Genomic DNA, 13864 nt, shown 5'->3' on the forward strand with positions numbered 1-13864 from the left:
ATGTCACGCAGCGGCTTTCTTCTTCGCATCTTCCCGTTCGCGAATGCCTTCGCGCACGAGCGGAAGGATGTAGCGCCCGTAGTCGACCGCATCGTTATAGTTGTCATAGCCGCGGATCGAGATCAGATCGGCGCCGAGATCGATGTAGTCGAGGATGGAATCTGCGATCGTGCGCGGTGAACCCACGAGTGCGGTGGTCGCGCCGCTGGCATTGGTGGCGGTGACCGTTGGGTACCACAAAGCGCGGTCGTGCACGTCGCCGCGGGCGGCAATGTCCAGAAGCCTTTGCGAACCGACATTGGCCGGCCGCGCAGCGTTGACGGGTGCTCGCGCCAAGCCTTGCTGACGGTTTTCGTTCAGCCGATCCAGCACCCTATGGGCTTTTGCCCATGCCAACTCGTCGGTTTCGGCGACGATCGGACGGAAGGTGACCCAGATGCGCGGGCGATCCTTCCGGCCGGCCTTTGCCGCTTCGGCGTAGATCCGTTCGATCTGCTGCTTTGTTTCCGCAAGCGGCTCGCCCCAGAGCCCAAATATGTCGCAGAGCGAACCGCCGATGCGATAGGCGGCGTCCGATGAGCCGCCGAGCGAAATCGGAATGAGCCCATTGGTCGGCCGCACCGCGCTGCGAAATTGTTTGAACTGATAATGCTTGCCGTCGAAATCAAAAGGCTCCTTCGACGTCCAGGCAAGCCGCAGGATGCGGATATATTCTTCCTGCCGCTCATAGCGCTCTTCCTTGTTGAGGAAGTCGCCTTCACGCGCCTGCTCTTCGTCGCTGCCGCCAGCAATGAAGTGGACGACGACGCGGCCACCGCTCAGCTGATCGAGCGTTGCCAGCGATTTGGCTGCGACCGTCGGATAGACGGTGTTCGGTCGCAGAGCGACGATGATCTTGATGCTCTCCGTATGTGCGAGAACCGTGGCGCCGATCGTGAAGGGGTCGAAGGACGAGGAAGAGTATGGAATCAGCGTATAGTTGAAGCCGTAGTCGTCGAGAGTTCGGGCGTAACGCTGAAGGAATCGAGGATCCAGCGGCGCGTCGGGAATGGGGTCCAGGTCGTTCGACGCATTGGGAAAGCTGACACTGATGAATTCCGCGACCATGTGCGCTCCTTGAGGTTTCCGACGATGGGACGAGGTTAAGTCGCAGTGGAGGGAAGAGGAAGACAGGTCTTTCTTTTTCTATAGAAAAAGTAGAAAATATTGGCGTGACGGCCGATCAGATGGGACGGGGGCTTCTCTTCGGCCTCGATGGCTCATTGTCCGAAGGTAGGTGACCAGCCGAGCGCTGGAGCCACCGTCTCGGCCAGATCGGTCAACAGCCGCACGTTTTCGGCAAGCCCGAAGGCCGGCGGCAGAAAGAGCACGATCTCGTCCGCGGCGGCGAGCCCTGGATCATTGAATACCGTCTCGATCACCTGGTCGGGCGTGCCTTGGAAGACAGGCGAAATCTGGATGCCGGCCGGCTGGTTGGCAGGCTGGAGCGCGCCTTTGGGCCGAGACGCCGCAATTCCTTTCGTGCGACGCTCGAGGTCATAGGCGGCGTATTTTTCCCGAAGCTCGGCAGTGGTGCCGACAAGGATGGAGGCCGCGACGGCTACGGGCGGCGGCTCCGTGGCCCAAGTTTTGCGCCAGGTGGTGCGGAAGGCCTCGATGATGCGGGCCTGATACTGCCCGAACGTCTCGCCTTCCGCCTGGTCATGCAGCACGGTTCCCGAGATCAGTCCGATACCGAGTTCGGCCGCCTGAACCGCCGAGCTCAGGCTGGCCGAGCCTTGCCGGATGCGGGCCCGGAGCGTCGGACTATGCGGCGTCACGCGCAACTCGGCACCTTGCGGCGCGCCCTGGCCCGGCTCGACGACAGTGTGCAGGACGTCGCCTGCGATCGCGGAGAGGAAGCGCGTCTGGCGGCGTTTGGCTTCCGTGCGCGCGTCGGTGTCGACGGGGCCGAACACGGCATCGAATGCTCCGTTGGCACCGGTCGAGATGGCGAGCTCCAGCCGGCCGTCGATCAGCAAGTCCGTCGTACCGGCGGCCTCGGCAAGCAGGATCGGATCCTGGTAGCGCATCGGGATAACTGCCGATCCGAGCGTGATACGCCTTGTATGCTGGCCGGCGGCGGCGAAGAATGGAAGCGGTGAAGACAGGTAGTGATCGAAGTGGCGCTGATAGGCCCAGCCCGACTGGTAGCCCAGCTGTTCGGCGTGCTTGAACAGCGCGATCCCGTCCCGTAAGCCCTGAGCCGGGCCGGCCTCGTCGTTGAACGACACCCTGGTGTTGAAACCCAGCCGCTGCTTCGGGCGGAACGATGCGGGGAGGGCGCCGGTGGGCACAGCGATGGTCATGCGATACGCTCCCCACGGAGAATGTGTCGGGGTTTTAGCTGTGGTACGTGGGCGGGACCGGCGATGCCGGACGGGATCGATTCCAGCAGCGATGCCGTATAGGGATGTTGCGGATTGTCGAAGATATCGATGACGGTTCCATGTTCGACAATGCTGCCCCGCTGCATCACCGAGACCGTGTGCGCCAGCTGACGGACAAGCGCCAGGTCATGAGATACGAACACATAGGTCAGGCCGAGCCTGGCCTGGAGAGAGAGCAGCACTTCGACGATGTCGGCCTGCACGCTGACATCGAGAGCGGAGGTGGGTTCGTCCAGCACGATCACGTCGGGCTTGAGGACCAGCGACCGGGCGATTGCCACGCGCTGCCGCTGGCCGCCGGACAGGGCCCCTGGCTTGCGGCTGAGCAGGTGTTCGCCAAGCCCGACATTGGCGAGCGCCTCGCGGACTTGCTCGGCCCGCTCCTTGGGCGTTCCGATCTTGAACCGGTCGAGAGGCTCGCGCACCAGCTGCTCGACTTTCCAGGTCGGGTCGAGGGAAGTGAACGGGTTCTGATAGACGAGCTGAAGATGCCGCCACACTGCACGCAGCGACTGGTGCGAGCGACCGGTGAGCTCTTCGCCGGCGACCGAGATGGTTCCCGTGTCGGGTTCGTCGAGCCCGAGCAGCAGCCGGATCGTCGTCGTCTTGCCAGACCCCGATTCACCGACCAGCGCATGCGTGGTGCCGGCCTGAACGGAGAACGACACGTCGTTGACGGCAGTCAGTATCTTGCCGTCGACCGCGAAGCTCTTGGTGACGCCGCTGACCTCGATCTTCGGCGTCTTGCCGGCCTCGCTCCTCAGCAAACGGAAGCCCGGGTTGCGCAGTCCGGCATAACGGTCGGGATTGAGGGCCGGAACGTCGGCATGCAGCTTCTTCGCGTAGGCCGAGCTCGGCGAGGAGAAAACAGTCGCGGTGCGACCGGCCTCCTGGACGGTGCCGTCCTTGAGCACCACCAGCGTGTCTGCCCGCTCGGCGGCAATCGCCAGATCGTGGGTGATGAGGAGCAGGCTGATATCCAGCTCGTGCTGCGATCGTGAGAGCAGGTCGAGAATTCGCTTCTGGATCGTGACGTCGAGCGCGGAGGTGGGCTCGTCCGCCACCAGCAGCAATGGGCGTGGGAGGACCGCAAGGCCGATCAGCACGCGCTGCAGCATGCCGCCGGACAATTGATGCGGATAGGAGTCGTAGACGCGTTGAGGATTATCGAGCCCTACCTGGGCGAAGGTTTCAAGGATGAGCGCCTTGCGGACCGCCTTGTTGGGCTCGTCGATGAGTGCCGCCGCCTCCATCGCCTGGACACCGATCGTCCGCACGGGGTTGAGCGAGTTGCCGGGGTCCTGCGGGACGAAGCCGATTGCTCGTCCTCTGAGCGGCCGGAAACGAGACCCGGAGAGCCCCAGCACCTCCTGACCATCGAACTCGACGCGGCCTGTGGCGTGCCCGCCGTCGGGGAGCAGCCGCAGGACCGCGCGGGCGATGGTCGACTTACCCGAGCCGGACTCCCCGATGAGGGCGAGGCTCTTGCCGCGGCCGAGCTCGAATCCCACGCCGGCGACGACCTGGTGCGGCCCGTAGGATACGGAGAGGTCGTCGACCCGCAGGAGAGGGACTGATCCGTGCGGTGGCGCGGTGGTCTCGGCACGGGTGAAAGTGGCGGTCAGTCTATCTTGCGGAGCCATCGGCTGATCCTGTTCACAGAGAGGACGGTCGCGATCGTGACGAAGGCAGGTGCGTAAACCAGCCATGGCCATTTGAGGTAGTCCTTGCCGATCGAGATCAGCAGGCCCCAGTCGGAGGCCGGCGGCGGGTCGCCGTATCCGAGAAAGGCAAGGCTGGCGATCACCAGGATCGAGTCGCCGAACTGCAGCACGGCAAGCGGCAATACCGAGCGTGATGCGTTCGGCAGGACGTGGCGCCATAGGATGTGCCAGCGTGACCCGCCCAATAGAAAGGAAGATTCGACGAAGGTCGCCTGCCGCGTTTTGATGACCTCGGCGCGCATCACTCGGGCGAAAAGGGCCACAGCCGACACGCCCGTCGCGATGGCGGCGTTGGTGGTGTCGAAACCGATCGCGGTGACGACGATCACGGCAAGCAGGAATTTGGGGATCGCAAGCAACACATCGACCAGACGGGCGAAGGCGGTGTCCACCCAACCGCCGAAGAAGCCGGCCAGCAGGCCGACGAGACCACCGGCGACAACGCCTATGATCACGGCAATCAGTGCGCTCGCCACCGAGGAGGCCGTGCCATAGACGACGCGCGCGTAGAGATCGCGACCCAGGTGATCGGTGCCGAACCAGTGCGCCGCACTCGGGCCCAAGAGCTTCTGGGCTGGTACGCCGTTGACCGGGCTATAGCTCGTAAACAGGCTGGGGGCGAGCGACCAGGCAATCGCGAGCGTGACGACGGCAAAAGAGAGAGCGACGACCGGGGGCACGCGTAGCGCCGACAGCCGGCCGATCGCGGTGACGCGCGCGGGAGAGGAGAGGGAGGCGAGGGTCATGACGTCACCACGTTGGAGATGTCGACGGAGCCTTCGTCGGCCGTGGTTGGACGACGCTCGGCTGCGCCGAGGAGTTTTACGCGGGGGTCCAGCAGCGGGTAGGTAAGATCGGCGAGCAGGTTGATGACGACGAAGACCACGGCCGCCAGCGAGACGACCGCCTGAAGGACGGGTAGGTCCTGCGTGCTGACCGACCGCTGCACCAAACTGCCGAGACCGGTGCGGCCAAAGACCGTCTCGGTGATCAGCGAGCCTCCGAGCAGCTCGCCGATCGTCAACGCGACGACGGTAACGACCGGGAGCGAAGACGGCTTCAGCAGATGCTTGACGAACAGGTGCAACTGCCCGAGGCCGCGGCCCCGCGCGACGGCGGCATATTCCTGCCTCGACTCATGGTCGAGGTTGGCGATCAGCACTTCGGCGATTTGCGCGGAGATCGGGATGCCGAGAGCGATGGCCGCAAAAAGGGTCGCCCAGAAACTGTCCGGCTCGATTACGCGAAAGACGCCGAGCTGGAAGCCGAAAAGGTGGATCAGCACCAGGCCGATCACGAAGTTCGGCACCGACAGGAACAGTGACGGGAAGCCTCGCAGCAGGCCCTGGCCATACCCTTTTGACAGAAACTGCGTGCCATAGGCGATCACCGCCGCCAGCAGAAGTGCGACGGCGAGGCCTGCAGAAGCAAGGACCAGCGTCGAGGGAAGCACTTCGGCGATCAGGGTTGTCACGGGGCGGTTGGTCCGCATCGACAGACCGAGATCGCCGGTCACGAAGCCGGAAAAGGCTGTCCACAGCTGGACGGGGATCGGCTTATCCAGGCCCTGGGCGGCGATGATCTCCTTGATCTCCTCCTGCGTGAACCCATTCTGCGGGTTGTTCAGCACGTTGGTGATCGGATCGCCGGGCAGGATGCTGACGACGACGAACGTGAAGACATAAGCCAGCAGGATCACGACGATCGCCTGCACGAGGCGTTTTGCGGCGTAGTTCAGGTAGGCTTTGCTCATGCCGGTCACCTTCTCGCGTTGTTCGGTCGAACTGCGGATTATTCGCTCTTCGTCGCGGTGTAGTAGCTGGCATAGGCGACACCGTTGTAGACCACGCCTGTCAGCTTGGGAGACTGCGCGTAGATCCGCTGGACGATCTGCGTACGCGGGATGAAGTAGCCCTGGTCGAGGACATATTTCTGCAGGTCGTCGAGGAGCGGTTTGCGACTTTCGATGGAGCCGGCGCTGGCGATCTTGTCGCGGAGATCGTTGAGGGTCTTGTCGCTTTCGTCGAGGGCGAACCAGTTTTCGCCGTTGTTGGCGTTCGTCAGGATGCTGGCAACAGTGCCGGCGTCGATGAAGCTGCGCGTCACCTCGTAGGCAGGCACCGCCGCACCGCCGTACTTCACCTTCTGGCCATATGTTACGACGTCATAGGCGCGGATCTCGACTTTCCAGCCGATCTTGCCGAGTTGCTGGGCGATCAGTTCGTCGATCGATTTCGAGGTTGCGAGGTAGGGATTGGAATTAAGCGTCAGCGACAGCTGCTTGCCGTCCTTCGCGCGGATGCCGTCTGCGCCTTTGATCCAGCCCGCCTCGTCGAGAAGCTTCTCGGCCTTGTCGGGATTGTAGGCCAGCAGGGCGCTTTGGTCTGTCGCTCCCGGCACATTGCTCTGGATGAAGGATGTCGCGAGCTTCCAGTCCGGTGTGTAGACGGTGTCGATGATTTCCTGGCGATTGATGCCGGCCTGGAGGGCCTGGCGCACCTTCACGTCATCGTATGGCGCGAGTTTGGTATTAATTGCCCAGCCGTTGACGAAACCGAGATAGCGGGGCGTCGCGATGGTGAAGCCGTCTGCCTTGAGAGACTCCAGCTCCTGCGGAGAGGCGTTGTAGGCGACATCGGCCTGTCCGGATTGAACGGCGGCAACGCGCAGCGACGGCTCTGACACCAGCTTGTAGGTGATGGTGTCCAGATAGGCCGGACCAGTATGACCAACCGCCGCAGGCCCCCAGTTGTAATCCTTGCGCTTGGTGAGCTTGACGAAATCGCCCTCCTTCCAGGAGTCGACCACGTAAGGGCCGCTGCCGGAAGTCTTGCTCAGGTCGGCCTGCTGTGCAGCGGGCTGCGCAATGGTTTTCGGGGAAATCAGGATCGAGCCGTGATAGCCGAGCGTCGGAATAAAGCCTAGCGTCGGTTTCTTGAAGTAGACTTTGACCGTGGTCGGGTCGACCGCCTCGGCGTGGTCGTAGGTTTTGGGGAAGAGACCGATCGGGTTGATGCCTTCGCTTTTGCGTCCGGCGTACCAGATGTCGAGATTGGCGACGACCGCCGCCGCATCGAGCGGTGAGCCATCGGAGAACGTTACGCCGTTTTTCAGATGAAGCGTGAACTCGGTCGCTTCATTGTTCTGCTCCCAGCGCTCGGCGAGCCAGGGACTGACCTTACCCTCGGCATCGACGTAGAGGAGCTTGTCGGTTACATGGCCCCAGATGTGGCCCTGGAAGCTGGAGATCGCGCTGTTATTCGGAATCCATGTGTCGCCGAGCGAGTCGATCAGGAAGGTGATGTCGCCGCCCTCGCGTGGGCTATCGGCGGCCTCAGCCGGAGTGAGCCCTTTCGTTGCGAGCAGAACGGCGGCCGCTGCCGCGGATGTCGTAATCAGCAGACGGCGCCTGGAAAGGGAGAGCAAGGTAGAGCGTTCGGCCATGAAAGGTCCCTGGTTTTTACGAGAAGATCATGGCGATAGCCTAACAGGGCGGCTTAAGGGAGAAAGACCAGTTGTTCTTTTTCTACTAAAATTATGGATTATTTTCCCGTGGTTTTCGACGGTGGTAGGATCAGCTTTTCGGGGCAGTTTCGATGGCCGGATTTGCCGGCGATTTTCCGAACGTCATCGCCTCGAAAATCCGCACCGGCCGCGGTTCTTCTGCAAAACATACGACCTCCACCCTGGTAATCTGTCCAGTGGAGCCCTGCGCCAAGCGGGACGTTCCGATATCGCGCGTGAGAATATTCGGGTTCCCGTGGACGCACATGGCTTTCTCTGTCGTCGGGTCGTCCGGCTCGAACCATGCACCGGTCGCAAGCTGCATCACGCCCTTTCGCACGTCGTCGCTCAATGTAGCCGCCGCAAGGCAGCTGCCTCGCGCGTTGAAAAGCCGCACGATATCGCCGTCCGAGATGCCGCGCGCGGCCGCGTCAACCGGGTTGATGCGAACCGGCTCCCGGCCCTTGATTTTGGTCGAACGGCTGAAATCGCCATAGTCCAGCTGGCTGTGCAGGCGCTGATGCGGCTGGTTGCAGACCAGATACAGCGGATAGTCGTTTCCGCCTGCTTCCATTTCTCGCCTGGGCGGATACCACCGCGGATGGCCGCCGCAGTCGTCGTAGCCAAAATCTTCGACCGTCTGCGAGAAGATTTCGATCTTTCCCGATGGCGTCTGCAGCGGAAACGCGGACGGGTCCTTCCGGAAGGCGCGCGCCGGTCCACCATCGTCGGGCTTGAGCGGGAGGCGAAGTTCGCCCTGTTTCCAAAATGTTTCGAAAGCGGGTGCGTCATGGCCGCCGGCTGCGAGCGCTTTGCGTGTGGTCTCGAACAGGAAGGCAAGCCATTCCCGGCCGGATCGGTTCTCGGTAAATTCCGCGTGCTTCCCAAGACGGCGGGCTATCGCGGCAAGAATCTCGTAGTCGTCCCGAGCCTCACCGACCGGCTCGACCAGCTTCTTCATTGCGATCATGAGTTCGTCGCGGTCTGCCGCGCCGATATCGTCACGTTCGAGTGTCGTCGTGGCGGGGAGAACGATGTCCGCATGACGGGCGGTCGACGTCCAGGCCGTTTCGTGAACGATGATCGTTTCGGGCCGTCTGAAGGCTGCCCGCAGCCTGTTGATATCCTGATGGTGGTGAAACGGATTGCCACCTGCCCAATAGACGAGCCGGATGTCGGGATAACGCAAGGCTTGGCCGTTGTAATGGAACTCCTCGCCCGGATTGAGGAGCATGTCGGCGATGCGGGCGACGGGGATGAAGTCCGCCACGGGGTTCTTGAATTGATCAAGCGTCGGCAGCGGCGCCGCCAATTGCTGCTTGCCGATATTGCCCAGCGCCCCGAGAGAATAGGAGAAGCCGCCGCCATCCAATCCGATTTGCCCGAGCATTGCAGCGAGCACGATGCCCATCCACACCGGCTGCTCGCCATAGTCGGCGCGCTGCAGCGAATGACTGACGGTGATCAATGTCCTCTTGGCGGCCATGGCACGTGCCAGTCTCCTGATGGCATCGACATCGATGCCGCAGATTTCAGAAGCCCATTCGGGGCTCTTCGGCAATCCATCGGCACGGCCGAGCAGATAATCCTCGAACCGCGCGTAGCCCACTGTATAGCGATCGAGGAACGGGCGGTCATGCAGCCCTTCACTGGCAAGCACATGCGCGAGCCCGAGCATCAGCGCCACGTCGGTGCCCGGTACGATCGGCAGCCAGTCCGCATTCAATTCAGCGGGAAAATCGTCTTTCAGCGGGCTGATGAGCATGAAGCGGGCGCCGCGGGCGCTGGCACCGGTGAGCTTCTGCCGGACGATATGCGTACTGATGCCTCCGCCGTGCACGTCGGCATTCTTGATTGCCATTCCGCCGAACGCGACAATCAACCCGCTGCTCCGCTCGATGGCATCCCAAGTGACGCTCTTGCGGTCGAACTGGTCATATGGCCCCAGGACATGCGGGATGATGACCATGGCGGCGCCGGAACTGTATGTGTTGACGGATCGCACATATCCGCCCAGCACGTTCAAGAAGCGGTGGATTTGGCTTTGTGCATGATGGAACCGTCCGGCGCTCGACCAGCCGTAGGATCCGCCGAACACAGCGCCGGGTCCGAAGCCACCGTAAACCCGCTGTAGCTCTTTCGCGACGAGCTCTTCCGCCTCGGACCAGCTGACCTCCAGATAGTCGTCCGCTCCGCGTCTCTGCGCATGGCCAGGCTCGCCTTCCAGCCAGCCGCGCCGGATCGCCGGGCGCCTGATACGAGCCGGGCTGTCGGCAATCGCCGAAAGGTTGCCCAGCAATGGCGAGGGATGCGGATCGCCCGGATGCGGCCGGATTTCGAGCTTGCCGCTTTCGTACCGGCCGGAAAACGCGCCCCAATGGGAGCTGTGGGTCTTGAACGGGTTCATCTCGGAGCGTCCTTGGCGATCGGTGCGTTTTTACAGGAGGCCGACCGGACCTAGCTCGGCAGGGTCTTTCCCGGGTTCATGATGCCGGCGGGGTCGATGGCGTTCTTGATGAGGGTCATGAGATCCACGGCGTCGCCGTGCTCCTGGCGGAGATAACCGATCTTGCCCGTGCCGACGCCATGTTCGCCCGTCGACGTGCCGCCGACCGAAATCGCATACCCGACCATCTTCTTGTTGATTGCCGCGACCTCGTCCAATTCCGCCTGGTTCGCCGGATCGACGGCGAAGACGACATGGTAGTTGCCGTCGCCGACATGGCCGAGAATGGCGGCGGGCACGCTGCAGCCGCGCAGCAGTTCCCGTGTCCTGAGAATGCAGTTGCTCAACTGGGAGACCGGAACGCACACGTCGGACGACCAGCCCTTGGCGTTCGGCCGCTGCGACACGACGGCGTAGAACGCATTGTGACGCGCTTTCCATAGCCGGTTGCGCTCTTCGGCTGCATTGGCCCATTCGAAGTCCTTGCCGCCCTTATCCTCCACAATGGCGGCGACCATCTCGACCTGTTCCCGAACGCTTGCCGGCGAGCCGTGAAATTCGAAGGCAAGCGTATCCTCGATCTTCAGGGACAGGTTGGAATAGGCGTTGACGGCCGCGATCAGGCCGCGATCCATCAACTCCATGCGGGCGACGGGAATGCCGAGCTGCACGACCACGATTGCCGCGGCAACTGCCTGTTCGACGCTTTCGAAGGAGCAGAGCGCAGCCGAAATCGTTTCCGGGATTCCATAGAGCCTGAGCGTCACCTCGGTGATGATCCCGAGTGTGCCTTCCGAGCCGACGAAGAGCCGCGTCAGGTCATATCCGGCCGACGATTTTCGCGCTCTGCCTCCCGTCCGGATGATCTGGCCGCTCGGAAGGACCACGGTGAGCCCAAGCACGTTCTCCCGCATCGTGCCGTAGCGAACGGCATTGGTACCGGATGCGCGGGTGGAGGCCATCCCGCCGATCGAGGCATTGGCGCCCGGATCGATCGGGAAGAACAGACCGGTGTCGCGCAGATGGGTATTCAACTGCTCGCGTGTGACGCCCGCCTGGACTGTGCAATCGAGATCCTCGGCGCCGACGCGGATGATTTTCGACATGCGCGAGAGGTCGATCGACACACCGCCACGCACCGCCGTCAGATGGCCTTCGAGCGAAGTCCCGGCGCCAAACGCGATGACCGGAACGCCTTCGGCTGCGCAAAGGCGGACAATCTCTGCCACCTCTTCTGTGGTCTCCGCAAAAACGACGGCATCGGGAATTGCGCTCGCATGGTGGGATTCGCCGCGGCCATGCTGTTCACGCAGAGTTTGCGATGTCGAAAACCGATCCCCGAAACGGCTGCTCAGCGCTGCCAGCCATTCGGTCGAGACGATGGAACGGGGCAGGGAAAGCGACATAGCAAACTCCGAAAGAACTCTCTGGAAAGCCGCATCCGCCGCGCAGCTGCGGTCATGAAATCAGGCGACGAGCTTCTCGCCCTTGAGATGCCGTTCGAGGAAAGGCAGGCTGTCCTGTCCCCAATAAAGCTCGTTTTCATAGCGGAAGGTCGGAAGCCCGAAGACGCCCGATGTCTTGGCCGTCTCGTAATTGGCCTTCCAGATCGCCTGCACGGCTTCGCTCTGGCCCTGCTCGTCGAGTGCGGCGCCATCGAAGCCGGCGGCATCTGCGAGCGCCCGGCGAACCTCGGCGTTGCCGATATCCTCGCCGCGTCCCCATAAAGCCTGCTGAAGGGCCTGTGTCAGTCGCAGCCAGTCGACGCCGTTTTGAATGGCGGCAATGATCATGAAGCCGGCCGGCGTCGGGTCAGAAAGGGCGGCGCGGTTTTCGAAGCTGAGCACCTTGCCGCGCAGGGCGGCCCAACGCTTCAGGTCCTTCATCCAGTAAGCGCGGCGCGCTTCCGGTCGATTGCGGGAATAGATCGCACCGTTATCCTCGATGAGCGGGATGACATAGGGCCGGATATTTGCGCCGTGTGCACGCGCCAGTTCGGCAAACGGCTCAAGGCCGATGAAGGCCCACGGCGAGCCGATGCCAAAGAAGTAATCGATGGTCTTTGTCATGTTCTACTCTTTTTTGAAGGCTTGGTTGCGTGGATCGCTGCGTCGAACACGGAAAGTGCGCAGTCGCGGGCAACGAGCACCGATTGCGGGTCGCGGCCGACCGCCACGGTGGCGAGTGCCCCTTCATAGAGAAGGGAGAGATGCGCCGCTGCGTGATCCGGACGGCCGCCTGTTCTCGACATGATGGCGGCGAATATGTCTTTCACCATCGCCTTGTGCGTTCGCGCCACCGACACGACGCGTTCGGAATCGCCGTGTTCGGCGACCGCAAGAGCAAAGGCGCAACCGCGGAATTCGGGGCTGTCGGCCTTTTCGTGCAGCCGTTCGAAAATCACCTTGATCTGGTCGCGGGGATCGCTCGTCGCTTCAAGGACGCCCTGCAGCGAGCGAATGACACGATCGTGGCGATCCTGGAGATAGGCGGCGACGAGGTGATCTTTGGACGGGAAGTGCCGGTATAAGGTCGCCTTGGCGACCTTCGTTTCTTCGATGATACGATCGATCCCGACAGCCCGGATGCCCTCTTTGTAGAAAAGCGCTCCGGCCGCGACAAGGATATGATCTGATATGGCTTCTCTCATGGGGTGCTTCAGGTGGATGGGTTTCATTGTTGCGGATTTGCAGGCAACCGATCACGCGGTCTCGATGAGACCGGCGTCGATGCCTTGGTGAGATCTGTCGACAAGCGAGCGGATTGCGTCAAGCGGCACTGGGTTTGAAAAGCCGCCTTGATGCGCCAATCGGCCGGCAAGTGTTTGAACTGCCTCATTATAAGGTGTCGGAATACTATGGAGGCGACCAAGCAGGACAATTTCGCCGTTCAGAAAATCGACCTCGCTCGAGGTGCCGCGCGTAAAACTTTGCCAGGTCGATTGCTGACCGGCCGCTATGCCGCTGTTTTGCGCTACGCGCCAACCTGAAATATCGATGGTTCTCTCAGACGGGGAAGCCAAATGGTACCCGGCAGCCTCGAGAGCCCGGCGAGCCTCATTCACCAACGCCTCGTTGATCAAACCCCGCAATTCCGCAGGCCCGTCGAACAGTTCCAGCACGTTTCGGACGTTATGGAGCAGCTTGGCGGATTTCCAACTTCGGATATCGGGACTGGCTTCGGCAAGATAGCCTGCGCGGTTCACGTCTGCGACAATGCGTTCGCTCGTTTCATCATGCCCCTGCGGAAAACGCCCGACCGTGACCACGCCGACCTGTGGATCCCCGCCCGCAACGACCTTGCCAGTCTCGGTAAACCGTGCGGGCGTCAGGATGCTCGCCCCATAAACCCGCGTAAAGGTTCTGAGCGCAAACGCTTCCGTGGCCAATCCATTCTGGAAGGTGACGACAGGAAGACTTGCCGCCGCGGCGGCTGCCGCTTCCGACGCAGGCCGCCATGACCAGAAGGCTAGAGCGCTGGATGCGTCCTGCGACTTGACCGTCAGCAAAAGGATATCGCTTGGCGTCAACTCGGGCGGATCGGCCAGATCGAAGGCGTTCAGAGTGATCTGCTGCGTACCGGATGGCCGCTGGTAGCTCAAGCCATGCTTCTTCACATGGTGGATTTGCGCACCCCGTCCGACCAATGCGTAGCTGATGCCGGTAAGCTCAAATTGCGCAGCCAAGCTTGCGCCGACCGCTCCCGCTCCAATGATGATATACCGGCTCATGTCCACTTTGCCTCAGGACCTCGATTGCTTC

General features: G+C 62.2%; 11 protein-coding genes. All 11 read right to left on the reverse strand.

The features are described from left to right. Positions 1 to 3 precede the first annotated feature (3 nt). Positions 4 to 1107 (reverse strand): LLM class flavin-dependent oxidoreductase, encoded by a 1104-nt coding sequence (locus NXC24_RS20815; protein WP_104825367.1) that lies wholly within the window; start codon positions 1105 to 1107, stop codon positions 4 to 6. A 152-nt stretch (positions 1108 to 1259) separates the two neighbouring features. After that, the gene (locus NXC24_RS20820; RefSeq protein WP_104825368.1) at positions 1260 to 2348 is read right to left on the reverse strand and encodes an LLM class flavin-dependent oxidoreductase; all 1089 of its coding nucleotides are present in this window, start codon (positions 2346 to 2348) and stop codon (positions 1260 to 1262) included. Continuing rightward, entirely contained in the window at positions 2345 to 4072 is a 1728-nt protein-coding gene (locus NXC24_RS20825) for an ABC transporter ATP-binding protein (RefSeq protein ID WP_104825369.1), read from the reverse strand. The genes NXC24_RS20820 and NXC24_RS20825 overlap by 4 nt, the downstream gene beginning before the upstream one ends. After that, on the reverse strand, positions 4051 to 4899 hold the full coding sequence (locus NXC24_RS20830; protein ID WP_104825370.1) for an ABC transporter permease: 849 nt from the start codon (positions 4897 to 4899) through the stop codon (positions 4051 to 4053). The genes NXC24_RS20825 and NXC24_RS20830 overlap by 22 nt, the downstream gene beginning before the upstream one ends. Beyond that, entirely contained in the window at positions 4896 to 5906 is a 1011-nt protein-coding gene (locus NXC24_RS20835) for an ABC transporter permease (RefSeq protein WP_104825371.1), read from the reverse strand. Before NXC24_RS20835 ends, NXC24_RS20830 begins: the two co-directional genes overlap by 4 nt. A gap of 38 nt (positions 5907 to 5944) precedes the next feature. After that, a complete protein-coding gene (locus NXC24_RS20840; RefSeq protein ID WP_104825372.1) occupies positions 5945 to 7597 on the reverse strand; it encodes an ABC transporter substrate-binding protein in 1653 nt (550 codons plus the stop codon). 130 nt (positions 7598 to 7727) lie between these two features. After that, complete coding sequence (locus tag NXC24_RS20845) at positions 7728 to 10064, reverse strand: molybdopterin-dependent oxidoreductase (protein ID WP_104825373.1); 2337 nt, start codon at positions 10062 to 10064, stop codon at positions 7728 to 7730. Positions 10065 to 10114: 50 nt separating this feature from the next. Next, positions 10115 to 11509, reverse strand: coding sequence for an FAD-linked oxidase C-terminal domain-containing protein (locus NXC24_RS20850; RefSeq protein ID WP_104825374.1), 1395 nt, complete (start codon positions 11507 to 11509; stop codon positions 10115 to 10117). Positions 11510 to 11569: 60 nt separating this feature from the next. Continuing rightward, positions 11570 to 12172 carry a DsbA family protein gene (locus NXC24_RS20855; RefSeq protein ID WP_104825375.1) on the reverse strand — a complete coding sequence of 201 codons (603 nt, stop codon included), beginning with the start codon at positions 12170 to 12172 and terminating at the stop codon, positions 11570 to 11572. After that, the gene (locus NXC24_RS20860) at positions 12169 to 12753 is read right to left on the reverse strand and encodes a TetR/AcrR family transcriptional regulator (RefSeq protein ID WP_104825376.1); all 585 of its coding nucleotides are present in this window, start codon (positions 12751 to 12753) and stop codon (positions 12169 to 12171) included. The genes NXC24_RS20855 and NXC24_RS20860 overlap by 4 nt, the downstream gene beginning before the upstream one ends. A gap of 51 nt (positions 12754 to 12804) precedes the next feature. Then, positions 12805 to 13833: a 2-dehydropantoate 2-reductase N-terminal domain-containing protein gene (locus NXC24_RS20865; protein ID WP_104825377.1), complete on the reverse strand. Its 1029-nt coding sequence runs from the start codon at positions 13831 to 13833 to the stop codon at positions 12805 to 12807. Between the last annotated feature and the right edge of the window lie 31 nt (positions 13834 to 13864).

Origin of the sequence: Rhizobium sp. NXC24 (assembly GCF_002944315.1) — a bacterium.
Taxonomy (GTDB): domain Bacteria; phylum Pseudomonadota; class Alphaproteobacteria; order Rhizobiales; family Rhizobiaceae; genus Rhizobium.

Coding starts and splice junctions, on each gene's coding strand:
- NXC24_RS20860 (WP_104825376.1), bottom strand. CDS start 12,753: ATGAGAGAAGCCATATCAGATCATATCCTTGTCGCGGCCGGAGCGCTT.
- NXC24_RS20850 (WP_104825374.1), bottom strand. CDS start 11,509: ATGTCGCTTTCCCTGCCCCGTTCCATCGTCTCGACCGAATGGCTGGCA.
- NXC24_RS20855 (WP_104825375.1), bottom strand. CDS start 12,172: ATGACAAAGACCATCGATTACTTCTTTGGCATCGGCTCGCCGTGGGCC.
- NXC24_RS20825 (WP_104825369.1), bottom strand. CDS start 4,072: ATGGCTCCGCAAGATAGACTGACCGCCACTTTCACCCGTGCCGAGACC.
- NXC24_RS20865 (WP_104825377.1), bottom strand. CDS start 13,833: ATGAGCCGGTATATCATCATTGGAGCGGGAGCGGTCGGCGCAAGCTTG.
- NXC24_RS20830 (WP_104825370.1), bottom strand. CDS start 4,899: ATGACCCTCGCCTCCCTCTCCTCTCCCGCGCGCGTCACCGCGATCGGC.
- NXC24_RS20820 (WP_104825368.1), bottom strand. CDS start 2,348: ATGACCATCGCTGTGCCCACCGGCGCCCTCCCCGCATCGTTCCGCCCG.
- NXC24_RS20845 (WP_104825373.1), bottom strand. CDS start 10,064: ATGAACCCGTTCAAGACCCACAGCTCCCATTGGGGCGCGTTTTCCGGC.
- NXC24_RS20815 (WP_104825367.1), bottom strand. CDS start 1,107: ATGGTCGCGGAATTCATCAGTGTCAGCTTTCCCAATGCGTCGAACGAC.
- NXC24_RS20840 (WP_104825372.1), bottom strand. CDS start 7,597: ATGGCCGAACGCTCTACCTTGCTCTCCCTTTCCAGGCGCCGTCTGCTG.
- NXC24_RS20835 (WP_104825371.1), bottom strand. CDS start 5,906: ATGAGCAAAGCCTACCTGAACTACGCCGCAAAACGCCTCGTGCAGGCG.